At 74.0% G+C, this 13,909-nt stretch carries 10 protein-coding genes; 8 read left to right on the top strand and 2 right to left on the bottom strand.

The genetic code is table 11. The annotated features are described in order from the left end of the window. The first annotated feature begins 221 nt into the window (after positions 1-221). Together WMF26_RS14910 and WMF26_RS14905 are read left to right on the top strand one after the other, a co-directional pair. Positions 222-1,289 carry a 3-deoxy-7-phosphoheptulonate synthase gene (locus WMF26_RS14910; RefSeq protein WP_061622412.1) on the top strand — a complete coding sequence of 356 codons (1,068 nt, stop codon included), beginning with the start codon at positions 222-224 and terminating at the stop codon, positions 1,287-1,289. Positions 1,290-1,423: 134 nt separating this feature from the next. Continuing rightward, positions 1,424-2,833 (top strand): hemolysin family protein, encoded by a 1,410-nt coding sequence (locus tag WMF26_RS14905; protein WP_438002411.1) that lies wholly within the window; start codon positions 1,424-1,426, stop codon positions 2,831-2,833. 64 nt (positions 2,834-2,897) lie between these two features. On the opposite strand, the gene WMF26_RS14900 is transcribed toward WMF26_RS14905, so the two are convergent. Next, positions 2,898-4,307, bottom strand: coding sequence for a POT family MFS transporter (locus WMF26_RS14900; RefSeq protein WP_438000870.1), 1,410 nt, complete (start codon positions 4,305-4,307; stop codon positions 2,898-2,900). A 437-nt stretch (positions 4,308-4,744) separates the two neighbouring features. On the opposite strand from WMF26_RS14900, the gene WMF26_RS14895 reads away from it, so the two are divergent. The 3 genes from WMF26_RS14895 (at position 4,745) to WMF26_RS14885 (ending at position 8,867) form a co-directional block, all read left to right on the top strand. Then, a complete protein-coding gene (locus WMF26_RS14895) occupies positions 4,745-5,884 on the top strand; it encodes a site-2 protease family protein (RefSeq protein WP_438000869.1) in 1,140 nt (379 codons plus the stop codon). 188 nt (positions 5,885-6,072) lie between these two features. Continuing rightward, on the top strand, positions 6,073-7,860 hold the full coding sequence (locus tag WMF26_RS14890) for an MXAN_6577-like cysteine-rich protein (RefSeq protein WP_438000868.1): 1,788 nt from the start codon (positions 6,073-6,075) through the stop codon (positions 7,858-7,860). A 50-nt stretch (positions 7,861-7,910) separates the two neighbouring features. Beyond that, positions 7,911-8,867, top strand: coding sequence for an alpha/beta fold hydrolase (locus WMF26_RS14885; protein ID WP_438000867.1), 957 nt, complete (start codon positions 7,911-7,913; stop codon positions 8,865-8,867). Between the two features lie 46 nt (positions 8,868-8,913). Here WMF26_RS14885 and WMF26_RS14880 read toward each other — a convergent pair whose 3' ends face one another. Further along, positions 8,914-9,657 carry a YqjF family protein gene (locus WMF26_RS14880; protein WP_438000866.1) on the bottom strand — a complete coding sequence of 248 codons (744 nt, stop codon included), beginning with the start codon at positions 9,655-9,657 and terminating at the stop codon, positions 8,914-8,916. Between the two features lie 139 nt (positions 9,658-9,796). Here WMF26_RS14880 and dhaK point away from each other — a divergent pair, with 139 nt between their 5' ends. Genes dhaK through ptsP form a run of 3 tightly spaced genes read left to right on the top strand, consistent with a single transcriptional unit; the run spans position 9,797 to position 13,896 of the window. Next, on the top strand, positions 9,797-10,798 hold the full coding sequence (gene dhaK / locus WMF26_RS14875; RefSeq protein WP_438000865.1) for a dihydroxyacetone kinase subunit DhaK: 1,002 nt from the start codon (positions 9,797-9,799) through the stop codon (positions 10,796-10,798). Between the two features lie 3 nt (positions 10,799-10,801). Then, positions 10,802-11,452, top strand: a complete 651-nt coding sequence (gene dhaL / locus WMF26_RS14870; RefSeq protein WP_438000864.1) for a dihydroxyacetone kinase subunit DhaL — start codon at positions 10,802-10,804, stop codon at positions 11,450-11,452. Continuing rightward, on the top strand, positions 11,449-13,896 hold the full coding sequence (ptsP, locus tag WMF26_RS14865) for a phosphoenolpyruvate--protein phosphotransferase (RefSeq protein ID WP_438000863.1): 2,448 nt from the start codon (positions 11,449-11,451) through the stop codon (positions 13,894-13,896). Before dhaL ends, ptsP begins: the two co-directional genes overlap by 4 nt. Positions 13,897-13,909 lie beyond the last annotated feature (13 nt).

Here is a 13,909-nt window from a genome sequence, read left to right as displayed (position 1 = left end):
CGCGAACACCAGCGAGGCAAATCTTCAGGCCGACCGGAATTGTTCAAACCTGGCCAAACCTGGCCAAACCAGGCTAGCCCTGGCCAGCCCTGGCCGGCGCCGCCCCGGACCGATCGGAACGGACCGGAAGGCGATCCGGAAGAAAAAATGCCTTCGTTTCACGCACGGGCAGTCGGGGCATATCGCAGCGCGCTGCGACGCGCTATGCTGGCATCCTCACGATGTACTACTCGACCGACGACCTTCGCATTGCAGGGCTCAGGCCCTTGATCCCCCCCGCGATCCTTATCGAAGAGATCCCCGTCAGCTCCGCCGCCTCCGAGACGGTGGCGTTCACGCGCCGGGCCGCCGAGCGCGTGGTCTCGGGCGACGACGACCGGATCATCGTGGTCGTGGGCCCCTGCTCCATCCACGACCCCAAGGCCGCGCTGGAGTACGCGGCGCGGCTCCGGGAGGCGCGCGACCGGCTGAGCGACGACCTGCTCGTGATCATGCGCGTGTACTTCGAGAAGCCGCGCACCACGGTCGGCTGGAAGGGGCTGATCAACGACCCCGACCTCGACGGGAGCTTCTCGATCAACAAGGGGCTCCGCGTCGCCCGCGGGCTGCTCCGCGACATCGCCGAGCTCGGCCTCGCGAGCGCGACCGAGTTTCTGGACACGATCTCGCCGCAGTTCATCGCAGATTTCATCTCCTGGGGCGCGATCGGCGCGCGCACGACCGAGAGCCAGATCCACCGCGAGCTCGCCTCGGGGCTCTCCTGTCCCGTCGGCTTCAAGAACAGCACCGAGGGCGACGTGCAGATCGCGGTCGACGCCGTGCGGGCCGCCCGCGAGGCGCACCATTTCCTGTCCGTCACCAAGCAGGGCATCTCGGCGATCGTGGCGACGCGCGGCAACTCGGCCTGCCACGTGATCCTGCGCGGCTCGCAGCGCGGGCCCAACTACGCGCCCGAGCACGTCCGCGAGGCGGCCGACCGCCTGACCAAGGCGGGCCTGCCGCGCCGCCTGATGGTCGACTGCAGCCACGGCAACAGCCAGAAGGACCCGGCGCGCCAGCGGATCGTGGCCGAGAGCCTCGCCGACCAGCTGCGCTCGGGCTCGCGCGACATCCTCGGCGTCATGATCGAGAGCCACCTCGTGGGCGGCCGGCAGGACCTCACGCCGGGCAAGCTCCCCATCTACGGCCAGAGCATCACCGACGCCTGCCTCGGCTGGAACGAGACGGTGCCGGTCCTCGAGCTGCTCGCCCAGGCGGTGCGCGACCGGCGGGCCAGCAAGGCGGCCTGACCCCGCCGCCCGGCGCGGTGTGACCCCGCCGCCCAGCCCGCCACCCCGGCGCGCCAGCCCTTTCAGAAAATTCCATCACAGGCGCAACCACGGATCGCAGCGCGGGCGGCGACGATCGCTCGCCGGCCTTGTCCGTGCATGCTCCGCGTCGCTGCCGCGCCAGGGGCGACGCGCTATGTCCCCGGAGCGCCTCGGAGGAGACCATCATTTTATCGGAGATTCTCATCATCCTGGCGCTCGTGCTCGTGAACGGCATCTTCGCGGGCGCCGAGATCGCGGTCGTCACGGTCCGCAAGACGCGGCTCGACCAGCTCATTCAGTCAGGGAGCCGCCGGGCGCGCGCGGTGAAGCGCCTGCGGGGCAACCCGGAGCGCTTCCTCGCCACCGTGCAGATCGGCATCACCATCGTCGGCGCCACCGCGAGCGCCTTCGGCGGGTCGACCCTGGCGCAGGACCTCGCGCCCTTGCTCCGCGCCGTGCCGTGGATCGGGGACGCCGCGGACGAGCTCGCGCTCGCCGCGGTGGTCGCGCTCGTCTCGTTCCTCTCGCTCGTCCTCGGCGAGCTCGTCCCGAAGTCGCTCGCGCTCCGCTCCTCCGAGCGGTACGCGTTGCTCGTCGGCCCGCCGCTCCGCGGCCTGGCCTCGCTCGCCCGCCCGCTCGTCTGGCTGCTCACGGCGACCTCGAACCTGGTGCTGAGGCTCTTCGGCGACCGCACGAACTTCGTCGAGGCGCGCATCTCGCCCGAGGAGATCCAGCAGATCGTCGACGACGCCGCCGAGGCGGGCTCGGTCGACCGGCGCGCCGGCGAGATCGCCTCCCGCGCCCTGGATTTCGCCGGGCTCACCGCGCTCCAGGTGATGCTCCCGCGCGTCCGCGTCGTGGCGATCCCGCGCGAGGCGACCGCCGCGGAGGTCCAGCGCGCGGTGCTGGAGCACGGCCACACGCGGATGCCGGTCTACGAGGGGTCGAACGACAACGTGATCGGCTACGTCACGACGCCGGAGGTGCTCGCGCTCCTCTGGGGCGACGGGCCGTTCTCGCTGGAGAGCGTCCTGCGCCCGGCCTACTTCGTGGTCGCGTCGATGCCGGCCGTCGACCTCCTCGCCGAGATGAAGCGGCGGCGGCTCCAGCTCGCCATCGTCGTGGACGAGCAGGGCGGCATGATCGGCATCGTCACGATGGAGGACCTCGTCGAGGAGCTCGTCGGCGAGATCTTCGCCGAGAACGAGGCGCACGCGCTCCCCACCGAGGGGATCCGCCGCGAGCCGGACGGGTCGGCGCTCGTGCCCGGCGACATGCCGGTCCACGAGCTCAGCCGGCAGCTCGAGATCGAGCTGCCGGACGACGCGCGCTGGTCCACGGTCGCGGGCCTGTGCATGGGGCTCGCCCGGCGCATCCCCGCGCCCGGCGACGTCCTCAGGACCCCGGCCGGGGCGGAGCTCCACATCGTCGACGCGAGCCCCCGGCAGATCCGCACCGTGCGGGTGCGCGTCCCGCTGGAGCCGGCCGAGCGCGAGGACGAGGAGCAGCGCGACGCGGGCTGAGCGCGCGCGGCGCGGGGCGAGCGCGCGCGGCGGGGCCGAGCGCGCGCGGCGAGGGCCGCGCGCGTCACGCCGCCGGGACGGGCGGCGCGCCGGCGGGCCTCGGCTGGAAGTGGTCGACCACCACGTACCGCCGCGCGAGGAGGCCGAAGACGAGCGCGGCGAGCAGGATGAGCGCCGCGAAGAAGAGGTACTGCATCGCGCCCGAGAACACGTTGAGCGCCGCGACGCCGGCGGTGATCAGGTTGCCGACCGTCACCGTGAGGTTCCAGAAGCTCATGATGGTGCTCTTCATCTCGCGCGGCGCCTGGGAATAGGCGAACTCGAGGCCGGTGGTGGACACCAGCACCTCGGCGAGCGTGATGAGCAGGTAGGGCCCGGCCTGCCAGAGCACGCTGAGGCTGCCGCCCGAGCCCATCGCGAGCTCGATGGCGGCGACCGCGACGAACGAGACCCCGGCGATCGCCATGCCCGCCGTCATGCGGCCGAGCGCCGTCAGGCGGACCCCGCGCCGCTCGAGGGCGGGATAGAGGATCATCGTGTTGAAGGGGATGATCAGCATCACCATCAGCGGGTTCAGCGCCATGAGCTGCGATGGGGCGAGCGTGTGGCCGAGCACCTCGAGATCCATGCGGGTCGCCTGGACGATCCAGGTCGACCCCTTCTGGTCGAACAGCGCCCAGAACACCGGGATCGGCGCGAAGATCGTCATCACCCGCAAGACGGCCTTGGCGCCCTCGACGGCGCCCTCCGGGTGCCTCCCGCGCGCCGCGTCGAGGAAGTGCCCGCCCTCGGTGGCGCCGCGCGCGCCGCGCCCGCCCCGGACGGCATCCCAGAGGACGCGAAGGAAGGAGTGCGGGTTCTTGCCGGTCGGCGGCACGTGCACGTACTTGTCGCGCCCCATCCAGAACACGACCGTCGCGATCAGCATGAGCGCGCCGGGGATCCCGAACGCCACCCTCGGCCCGAACCACTCGAGCGTCTTCGGGATCAGGGCCGATGCGAAGAAGGATCCGAAGTTGACGATCCAGTAGAAGAGCGCGAACACGTGCTTGACGAGGTGCTTGTTCTCCTCGGAGAACTGGTCACCGACGTGCGCCGAGACACACGGCTTGATCCCGCCCGAGCCGAGGGCGATGAGCGCGAGCCCGGCGTAGAAGCCGCTCGGGCTGCTCTCGAAGATGGCGAGGCAGGCGTGCCCCGCGCAGTAGATGAGCGAGAGCCAGAGGATCGTCCGGTACTTTCCGAAGAAGCGATCGGACAGGAAGCCGCCGAGGAGCGGGAAGAAATAGCAGGCGCTCACGAACAGGTGGTAGTTGGCCTTGGCCACGTGCTCGTGGATCAGCATGTAGTTGATGAGGAAGAACGTCAGGATGTTCTTCATGCCGTAGAAGCTGAAGCGCTCGCACCCCTCGTTTCCGATGATGTATTTGATCTGCGGGGGGAATCGGTCGGTGCTCGAAGCGGTTTGCGTCATGGCAGGGCCCTCGCTCGCGCCTGCGCCGTCCTAGACCGCCTCCCGCGCCCGGGCAATCCGCGCGTCGCCCTCGCCTCCCCTCCTCCCCGCTCCGCGCGCCGCGGCGCCCGCCGCCGGCGCCGCCGCTCCTCACCCGCCTCGGCCGGGCGCGCTCTGCGCCCTGTTCCCGCGCAAACACTCCGCCTCGAATGCCCGGTGCGAAATGCCCCGCTGCGGCGAGGCGCCGCGGGAGCGCGCCGCCCGCCCGGCCCGCCGCCGCCGCCGTGAAATCCGGTACGCGCATTGCTTTACAACCCCGAGGATCGTCGAGCAGGCATCGAGAGATCTCATGACCAGGCCACCCGGCCGCACCGCCGGGCGCGCGCGGTCGTCGGCTTCTCCCGCGCCGTGACGCGCGTGACGCGCCGCTCGCGCGCATCCAGCAGGAGCCAGACACCATGAAATGGTCATTCAGGGTCGCCAGGATCGCCGGTATCGACGTCAACGTGCACGCGACCTTCGGGCTCATCGTCGCCCTCGGAGCGCTCCAGTGGAGCGGCCACCACGGCGCCCGGGGGGCGCTGTTCGGCGCCGCGCTGATGCTGGCGCTCTTCGCCTGCGTGGCCCTGCATGAGCTCGGTCACAGCCTGGTGGCCAGGCGCTTCGGGCTCACCGTGCGCGAGATCCTGCTCCTGCCCATCGGCGGCGTCGCGATGTTCGCGGGCCGCCCGCAGAAGCCGCTCCACGAGCTGCTCATCGCGCTCGCCGGCCCCGCCGTGAACGTGGTCCTCGCCGCCGTCCTCCTGGTCGTGACCGGCGCGCTCGGCTTGCTCTCGGAGCTCCCCTCGCTCGGGACGGGGGCGAGCCCGTCGCTGCCCACGGCGCTGCTCTGGCTCCTCGGCGCCAACGTGGCGCTCGCCGTCTTCAACATGATCCCGGCGCTGCCCCTCGACGGCGGGCGCGTGCTCCGGGCCGGCCTCTCGATGGCGATCGGCCCCGCGCGCGCGACCTCCGCGGCGGCCGCGATCGGGCAGGTCATCGCGGTGGCCCTGTTCGCCCTCGCCGTGCTCTCGGGCCACCTCGTGCTCGCCTTCATCTCGGTGCTCGTGTTCCTCGGCGCGACGCAGGAGCGGACCACGGAGCGCGCGCGGTCGATCCTCGGCGTCGTCCCCGTCGGGCGCGCCTACAACCGGCGCGCCATCGCGCTGTCGCCCTGCGATCGCGTGAGCGACGCCGCCGAGCACATCCTCACGACCTACCAGACCGACTTCGCGGTCCTGCTCGACGGGCAGCCGATCGGCGCCTTGACGCGGGGCGACGTGGTCCGCGCGCTCGCCGAGGGCGCGGGCGGCGCGTACGTCGCCGGGATCATGCGGCGCGACGTCCCCCGCGTGGACGCCGACCGCTCGCTCGACGACGTGATGCGGCTCATGTCCGAGAAGAGCGCCCCTGTGGCCGCGGTGTACGACGGTGAAAGGTACCTGGGCCTCATCAGCCAAGACGACATCGCCGAGGCGCTCGCGCTCCTGCAGTTCCTGCCGGCCTCGCGGCTCGGCGGCGACCCGTCGCCGGCGGCGCCGCGCACGCAATGGACCTGACGCCCTGACGACCTGACGCCGTGACGCAGGCCTCCAGACCGCAGCGGCGCCGACGCGGCGCGCGCCGGCACGATCTACGCGCAGGATCGGGCTGCAAGCATTGACAGCCCGGAAGGCCATCAGCGTATCCTCCCCGGTAGCTCTTCGTTACGACCCCCGTCGCCGGCATCTCTGCCGAGGGAAGGCTCATGGAAAAGGTCAAATCGCGCTTCAGGCTTGCGCCGACGTACACCCTGCTCTGGCTCGCCGCGGCGGTGCTCGCCTCCGTGGCGTCGTGCTCGGATGGCGGTCCTACCACGAACGAGTGCATCGCTCCCGAGACGCAATGCGACGGCGTCTGCGTCGACACGAGCTCGAACTCCAGCCACTGCGGCGCGTGCGGCGCGACGTGCTCGAGCGGGCAGGTCTGCAGCGCGGGCGCTTGCGTGGCCGTGTGCGAGTCCGGGCAGACGCTGTGCGGCGACCGCTGCGTCGACGTCGACACCGACGAGGCGCACTGCGGCAGCTGTAACCACGCCTGCGAGGAGGGGCAGACCTGCCAGGGCGGCGACTGTCAGGGCGACTGCGCCGGGGGGCGCACCGAGTGCGGCGGCGCGTGCGTCGACACCGCGTCCGACCCGGCGAACTGCGGCGAGTGCGGCGCCGCGTGCGAGGAGGGGCAGGTCTGCGAGGGCGGCGCCTGCCAGGAGGAAGGGTGCTCGAGCGGGCTCGCCGACTGCGGCGGCGCCTGCGTCAACCTCTCCAACAACGAGTCGCACTGCGGCAGCTGCGGGACCGAGTGCACCGACGGGCAGACGTGCGTGGCGGGCGAGTGCAGGGACGGCTGCGGCTCCGGGCTCACGGCGTGCGGCGAGGCCTGCGTCGACGTCCAGACCGACGCCGCGAACTGCGGCGGCTGCGGGACCGAGTGCAACGACGCGCAGGTCTGCCAGGCCGGCATGTGCGCGTGCACGGTGGGCCCGAACCAGGACCTCGGCAACGCCGTGCCGCAGACCGCGAGCGGCACGACGGTCGGCCTGCCGAACGCCTACGCCCCCACGTGCGTGTCCGCGAGCTCGAGCGAGCACATCTACGCGTTCACCGCGGCGACCGCGGGCGTCTACTCGTTCGACGCCAGCAGATCCGGGTACAACGTCGTCCTCGCCCTGCTCGACGCCACGGGCTGCGCCGAGATCGGCTGCGCCGCCGACTCGAGCGCGCCCCTCACGGCGGATCTGGCCACGGGCCAGACCGTCTACATCGTGGTCGACGGCGCGGACGGCGAGGCGGGCACGTTCGAGCTGGCGATCTCGCGGGCGAGCGAGCCGAGCTGCCCGGCGGGCGCGTTCACCGGCTTCGTGCCGCAGACGATCACCGGCAGCACGGTCGGCCGACCCAGCAGCGTGCGGCCCACCGCGACGGAGGCCTGCCCCAGCGCCGCCAACGCCCCCGACGCGGGGTACTCGTTCACGGCGCAGGTCGCCGGCGACTACGTCTTCGATACGTACGGGTCCGCGTTCGACACGGTGGTCCACGTGCACGACGCCACGTGCCGGGGGACGCAGCTCGCGTGCAACGACGACACGCGGGTCGAGCAGTCGGAGGTCACCGTGACGCTCGCCGCGGGCCAGACGGTCGTGGTCGTGGTGGACGGGTCCCGCGACGCGAGCGACGGCGCGTTCAGTCTCACCGTCCGGCACGCCGTCCCGCCGCCGGTCTGCGACGACGCGGGCGTGTGCGGGGACGGCAGCTCGGGGTGCGTCCTGTGCGCGTTCGACGGCAACTGCAGCGACGAGCTCGCGGCCTGCAGCGACCGCGATGCGTGCATCAACTTCATCGACTGCTACGTCACGTGCGGACCGGACACCGACTGCAAGGAAGCCTGCGTCGCCCGCGATCCGGAGAGCGCCGCGATCTACAACGCGGCCATCCAGTGCGCCTACTGCGACGAGTGCGCGGACTCCTGCAGCGGCGCCTCCCCGGTCGCGTGCCGGTGAGCCGCGGCGCCAAATAGAACGAGCGCGGTGGCCGTGGTAGGAGCGCGTCGATGCGGCGCATCCTCCTCCACGGCCACTTCTGGACGATCGCTCCCTGGCTCAAGCATCAGCTCCGCGCGCCGCCGCTCCCCCCTTCTTCCCCCTTCTCGGTGAACGTCGACGAGTCGCCGGCCGGGCCCGTCCGGCTGCTCGGCCGGGTCCGCCACCGCGAAGGCGCGACGTCGATCCTCGTCGCGGTCCACGGCCTCGGCGGCACGCTGGAGAGCCACTACGTGGTCGAGGCCGCCGCGCAGGCCGAGCGCGCCGGGCTCTCGTGCCTGCGCGTCAACCTGCGCGGCGCCGGGGGCGACGGCGCCGACCTCTACCACGCTGGCCTGTTCTCCGATCTGCACGCCGCCATCGCCTCCCCCGAGCTCGACCGGTACGAGCGCGTGCTCGTCGTCGGCTACTCGCTCGGGGGGCACATCGCGCTCCGCTATGCCGCGTCCGGCGCGCTCGACCCGCGGGTCCGCGCCGTGGCCGCGATCTGCCCGCCGCTCGATCTCGAGCAGTCCGTCGCGGCGATCGATCAGCCGGAGCGCTGGATGTACCGCTGGCACGTGCTGTCGGCGCTGAAGGAGATGTACAGCGCCGTGGCGTCCCGCCGCGCCATGCCCCTGCCCGTCCGGGAGGCGCTCGCGATCCGCACGATCCGCGAGTGGGACCGGCGCATCATGACGCCGCGGTTCGGTTATCCGAGCCCGGAGGCGTATTACTCGAGCGAGAGCGCCGCCCCGCGCCTCCGCGACCTCGCCGTTCCGTCGCTGATCGTCGCGACGGAGGCCGACCCCATGGTGCCGCTCGACACGGTGCGGCCGGCGCTCGAGGCCTACCCGCGCTCGCCGCTGCTCGACGTCCAGTGGCTCCGGTTCGGCGGGCACGTCGGCTTCCCGCAGACGCTGAGCCTCGGGTTCGGGGCCGCGCCGGGCCTCGAGTCCCAGGTCATCCACTGGCTGCAGGGGCGCTGACGCGCCGGCGCGCGAGCCAGAGGCCGCGCCGCCGCGCGCGACCGCTTCACGCCGGCGGCGCGGCGGGCTTCAGCGCGTAGACGTCGACGTCCACGCCCGGGCTGAAGAGCACGTGCGGGGCCCCCTGGGGGACGGGCAAGCCGGCCGCGGCCACGACGCTCTCCTCGACGTGGCTCACCTCGGCGCGGTGCAGCGGATAGGGCGCGTGGTGCACCTGCCCGACCTCGAGCGCGCCCCGGCGCGACGCGAACAGCAGGTACCGCTCGGCCAGGAAGTGCTCGAACGTCCCCGGCGCGGCGACGCCCCCGTCGATCGGCGCGCCGACGCGGTAGCGCGCCTCGAAGCGCGCGGGCACGGGGCCGGGCCAGCGCCGCTCGCCGCGGTAGTGGACCTCGCCGCCCCGCGGCTCGAGCGCCATCGAGGCGTAGTGATACGGCAGGTGCCAGCCGGCGCGGGCCACGAGGACCGCGAGCGCCTTGGCCGCGTCCAGGCTGAAGAACCACACGCCCGGATCGCGCCCCGCCCGGTGCACGTAGGTGCGGACGTTGAGCTCGTGGAAGTTCGAGATCCCCGGGACGCTCGGCGACCACCACGGCGTGACGTCGCGCATGGTGAAGGCGACGACGCCGACGTAGGCCCTGCCCTCGAACGCGTCGAGCTCGAGCGCCGGCGGCACGACGGCGCGGAGCGCAGAGGCCGGCGTCTCCCAGTGGAGGAAGAGCAGATCTCTCCAGCGCTGGAAGCCCGCCGGGCGGCCCGGCGGGCGGAGCGTGGGGGCGAGTCGGTCCATGGCGCCCGGAGCGTAGGGCAGCGCGGCGGAAAGATCTCCTCTCGCGGCGGGCGACGCCATGGGGATATCCTGCGCGCGGAGAGCGGACGTAAGCGGGTGTAAACGGACGACACGCGGACGACGACGGAGCGGAGGCAGGATGAAGAAGCTCATCAATGCGCCGGGCGATCTGGTCGGCGAGGCGCTCGAGGGCATGGCGCTGGCCCACGGCGAGCTCCTCCGGGTGAACGCCGCGCCGCTCTTCGTCACGCGGGCGGAGGCGAAGGCCAGGGGCAAGGTCGCCCTCCTCTCCGGCGGCGGCAGCGGGCACGAGCCGCTGCACGCGGGGTTCGTCGGGCGCGGCATGCTCGACGCCGCCTGCCCAGGCGCCGTGTTCACGAGCCCGACGCCCGACCAGATCTTCGAGGCGACGCGGGCCGTCGACGGCGGGGCCGGCGTGCTCCACATCATCAAGAACTACACCGGCGACGTCATGAACTTCGAGATGGCCGCCGAGCTCGCCGGCGAGGCGGGGATCGCGGTCGAGGGCGTGATCGTGAACGACGACGTGGCGGTCGAGGACAGCCTCTACACGGCGGGGCGGCGCGGCGTCGGGACGACCGTCCTCGCGGAGAAGATCTGCGGCGGCGCCGCCGAGGCCGGCCTGCCGCTCGGCGAGGTCGCGGCGCTGTGCCGGCGGGTCAACGCGCACGGCCGCAGCATGGGGGTCGCGCTCTCCGCCTGCACCGTGCCGCACGCCGGCAAGCCGTCGTTCGAGCTCGGCCCGGGCGAGATGGAAGTCGGCATCGGCATCCACGGCGAGCCCGGCCGGCGTCGAGCCCAGCTGGAGCCGGCGGATGGCGTGGCCGAGCTCCTGATGCAGCCGATCCTCGACGACCTGCCGTTCAAGCAGGGCGACGACGTGCTCCTGTTCGTCAACGGCATGGGCGGGACGCCGCTCATCGAGCTCTACGTCGTCTACCGCAAGGCCCACGCGATCGCGCGCGAGCGCGGCCTCAAGGTCGCGCGCAGCCTCGTCGGGTCGTACATCACGTCGCTCGAGATGGCCGGCGTGTCGGCGACCGTCCTCCGGCTCGACGACGAGATGATCCGCTTCTGGGACGCCCCGGTGCACACGCCGGCGCTCCGCTGGGGGGCCTGAGCGATGCAGACCCTGAGCGGCGAGCACATCGCGGCGTGGCTCGAGCGTACGGCCGAGGTCCTGGAGCGCGAGAAGGCGTTCTTGACCGAGCTCGACGCGGCGATCGGCGACAGCGATCACGGGGTCAACATGGCGCGCGGCTTCGCGGCGGTGCGCGACCGGCTCGGCCGCCTCGATCGCGCGGACGTCGGCGCGCTCCTCCGGGACGTGGGGATGACGCTGCTGTCGACCGTCGGCGGGGCGAGCGGGCCGCTGTACGGCACGCTCTTCCGCGACGCGGGCCAGCGCGTGGCCGGCGCCGCGGCGCTCGACCTCGCGGCCCTGGCTGGCTGCCTCGAGGCGGGCCTCGAGGGCGTGAGGCGCCGGGGCAAGGCGTCGCCCGGCGACAAGACGATGGTCGACGCGCTCGTCCCCGCCGTCGACGCGCTCAAGGCGGCGCTGAGCGCGCCCGGGGCCGCGGACGGCGCCGCGCTCCGGGACGCGCTCGGCCGCGCCGCCGACGCGGCGCGGGCCGGGGTGGAGGCGACCGTGCCGCTCATCGCCCGCAAGGGCCGTGCGAGCTACCTCGGAGAGCGCAGCGCTGGGCACCAGGACCCCGGCGCCACGTCGTGCTGGCTCTTGCTGCGGAGCCTGGCCGCGACGGCAGGCGCATGAGCGGGGCGGCGGGCCGCGTCGGGCTCGTCCTGGTCTCGCACAGCCGCGCGCTCGCCGAGGCCACCGAGGCGCTGGCCCGCCAGATGACCGGCGAGTCGGTCGCCATCGCGTGCGCGGCGGGCGCGGGCGACGGAGGCGCCGAGCTCGGCACCGACGCGACCGCCATCGCCGCGGCGATCGAGCGCGTCTGCGGGCCGGCCGGCGCCGTCGTGCTGATGGACCTCGGCAGCGCGATCCTGAGCGCCGAGACGGCGCTCGAGCTCGTGGATCCGGAGCTCGGCGCGCGCACGCGCCTCACGGGCGGGCCGATCGTGGAAGGCGCGGTCGCCGCCGCCGTGCGGGCGGCGGCGGGCGGCACGGTCGAGCAGGTGGCCGCGGAGGCGCGGCGGGCGCTCGAGCCGAAGGCCGCGCAGCTCGGCGAGGGCGAGCGCCCCGCCGCGGCCGCGGCGGACGCGGCGGACGCGGGCGCGCCGGCCGTGGCGGTCGACGTCGCGATCGCCGATCCGAGCGGCCTGCACGCGCGCCCGGCCGCGCAGCTCATCGCGCGCGCGGCGGCGTTCGACGCGGCGATCACCCTGGAGAACGTGACCGCCGGCCGCGGGCCGGTGGCGACGTCGAGCCTGATCGCGCTCGCCTCGCTCGGGGCGCGCCGCGGCGACGTGCTGCGCCTGCGCGCGACCGGCCGGCAGGCGGCCGAGGCGGTCGCGGCGCTCGCCGCGCTCGTGCAGCGCGAGGCGCCGGCGGGCGCGGCGGCGGCGCCCGCCACGTCGGGCCTCGCCACCCCGGTCGCGCCGGGCGTCGCGCTCGGGCCGCTCGTGCGGCTCGTGCGCGTGCTCCCGGACATCCCCGAGACCACGGTCGACGACCCCGCGTCCGAGGCCGTGCGGCTGCGGCGGGCGCTCGAGATCGCGGCGCAGGACCTCGGGAACGCGCTCCGCGGCAGCGACATCCTTGAGGCGCACCAGGCGCTGCTCTGCGACCCGGCCCTCGTCGACGAGGCCCTGTCGCGCATCGATCGGGAGCGCTGCAACGCCGCCTGGGCCTTCCGTCTGGCCATCGAGGCCGCGGCCGCGATCTACCGGCAGCTCGACGACCCGTACCTGCGGGCGCGCGAGGCGGACGTCCACGACGTGGGCGACGCGGTGGTGCGCGCCCTGCTCGGCGGCGCCGCGGCCACGCTGCCCGAAGGGCCGCCGGCCGTCGTCGTGGTCGACGATCTCACGCCGTCGGAGGCCGCGCGGCTCGACGCGGCGCGCGTGCTCGGGGTCATCGATCGGCGCGGCGGCCCGACGTCGCACGCCGCCATCCTGCTGCGCGCCGCCGGCATCCCCGCGGTGGCGGGGGCCGCGGCGCTTGTGCCCGACGGCGGCGGCGCGCGCGCCGGCCTGGACGGCGCGACCGGCGAGGTGTGGCTCGACCCCGATCCCGAGACCTCGGCCGAGATCGAGCGGCGGCGGACGGCCCTTCGCGCGTCGCGGCGCCCGCCGGGCGCCCGCGACGGGCGCCTGCGCCTCGCGTGCGGGCGCGAGGTCGAGCTGTGGGCGAACGTGGCCGGGCCTGCGGACGCGCGGGCCGCGCGCGAGGCCGGCGCCCTCGGCGTCGGGCTGCTGCGCACCGAGATGCTGTTCCTGGGCCGCGTGGACGAGCCGGGCGAGGCCGAGCAGGCGGGGCTGCTCGCGGAGATCTTCGCGGCGTTCGCGGGCGCGCCGATCGTGGTCCGCACGCTCGACGCGGGCGGCGACAAGGCGCTGCCCTACCTCGAGCTCGACGCCGAGACGAACCCCAGCCTGGGCGTCCGCGGGGTCCGCCTCTCGCTGGCGCGGCCGGCGATGCTCGAGGCGCAGCTCCGCGCGATCCTCGTCGCCGGGCGCGGCCACGACGTCCGCGTGCTGATCCCGATGGTCTCGACCGCCGCGGAGGTGGTCGCGGTGCGCGCCGCGCTCGATCGCGCGCACGAGGCGCTCGCGGCCGCGGGCCTGCCGCACCTCTGGCCGGTGGCCACGGGGATCATGGTCGAGGTGCCGTCGGCGGCGCTGATGGCCGAGCGCCTCGCGCGGCAGGCCGATTTCTTCAGCATCGGCACCAACGATCTGACGCAGCACACGCTGGCGGCCGAGCGCGGGCACCCGCGGCTGCACGCGCTCTCGGATCCGGCGCACCCGGCGGTGCTGCGGCTCGTGCGCGCGGTGGTGGAGGCGGGGCACGCCGTGGGGCGGCCCGTCTCGGTGTGCGGCGAGGCTGCCGGCGATCCCGGCGTCGCGCCGCTCCTGGTCGGCCTCGGCATCACGCGGCTCAGCATGTGCGCCTCCGCCTTCGACGCGGTGGAGGACGCGCTCGCCGGGGCCTCGTTCGCGGAGCTCGCCGCCGTGGCCGAGGAGGCGCTCGCGGTCGACGACGCGGCGGCGGCCCGCGCCGCCCGCGCGGCGGCGCGGCGTCCGGGCTGACGGCCCGGCGGCG

This window comes from Sorangium sp. So ce185, assembly GCF_051526825.1.
In the GTDB taxonomy this organism is placed as follows: Bacteria; Myxococcota_A; Polyangia; order Polyangiales; family Polyangiaceae; genus Sorangium; species Sorangium cellulosum_D.
This window is presented reverse-complemented; position numbering and strand designations above follow the sequence as displayed.

What these genes read in the sequence shown, in the direction of transcription:
- dhaL (WP_438000864.1), top strand. Translation starts at nt 10,802, where the DNA reads ATGCAGACCCTGAGCGGCGAGCACATCGCGGCGTGGCTCGAGCGTACG.
- WMF26_RS14890 (WP_438000868.1), top strand. Translation starts at nt 6,073, where the DNA reads ATGGAAAAGGTCAAATCGCGCTTCAGGCTTGCGCCGACGTACACCCTG.
- dhaK (WP_438000865.1), top strand. Translation starts at nt 9,797, where the DNA reads ATGAAGAAGCTCATCAATGCGCCGGGCGATCTGGTCGGCGAGGCGCTC.
- WMF26_RS14895 (WP_438000869.1), top strand. Translation starts at nt 4,745, where the DNA reads ATGAAATGGTCATTCAGGGTCGCCAGGATCGCCGGTATCGACGTCAAC.
- ptsP (WP_438000863.1), top strand. Translation starts at nt 11,449, where the DNA reads ATGAGCGGGGCGGCGGGCCGCGTCGGGCTCGTCCTGGTCTCGCACAGC.
- WMF26_RS14885 (WP_438000867.1), top strand. Translation starts at nt 7,911, where the DNA reads ATGCGGCGCATCCTCCTCCACGGCCACTTCTGGACGATCGCTCCCTGG.
- WMF26_RS14880 (WP_438000866.1), bottom strand. Translation starts at nt 9,657, where the DNA reads ATGGACCGACTCGCCCCCACGCTCCGCCCGCCGGGCCGCCCGGCGGGC.
- WMF26_RS14910 (WP_061622412.1), top strand. Translation starts at nt 222, where the DNA reads ATGTACTACTCGACCGACGACCTTCGCATTGCAGGGCTCAGGCCCTTG.
- WMF26_RS14900 (WP_438000870.1), bottom strand. Translation starts at nt 4,307, where the DNA reads ATGACGCAAACCGCTTCGAGCACCGACCGATTCCCCCCGCAGATCAAA.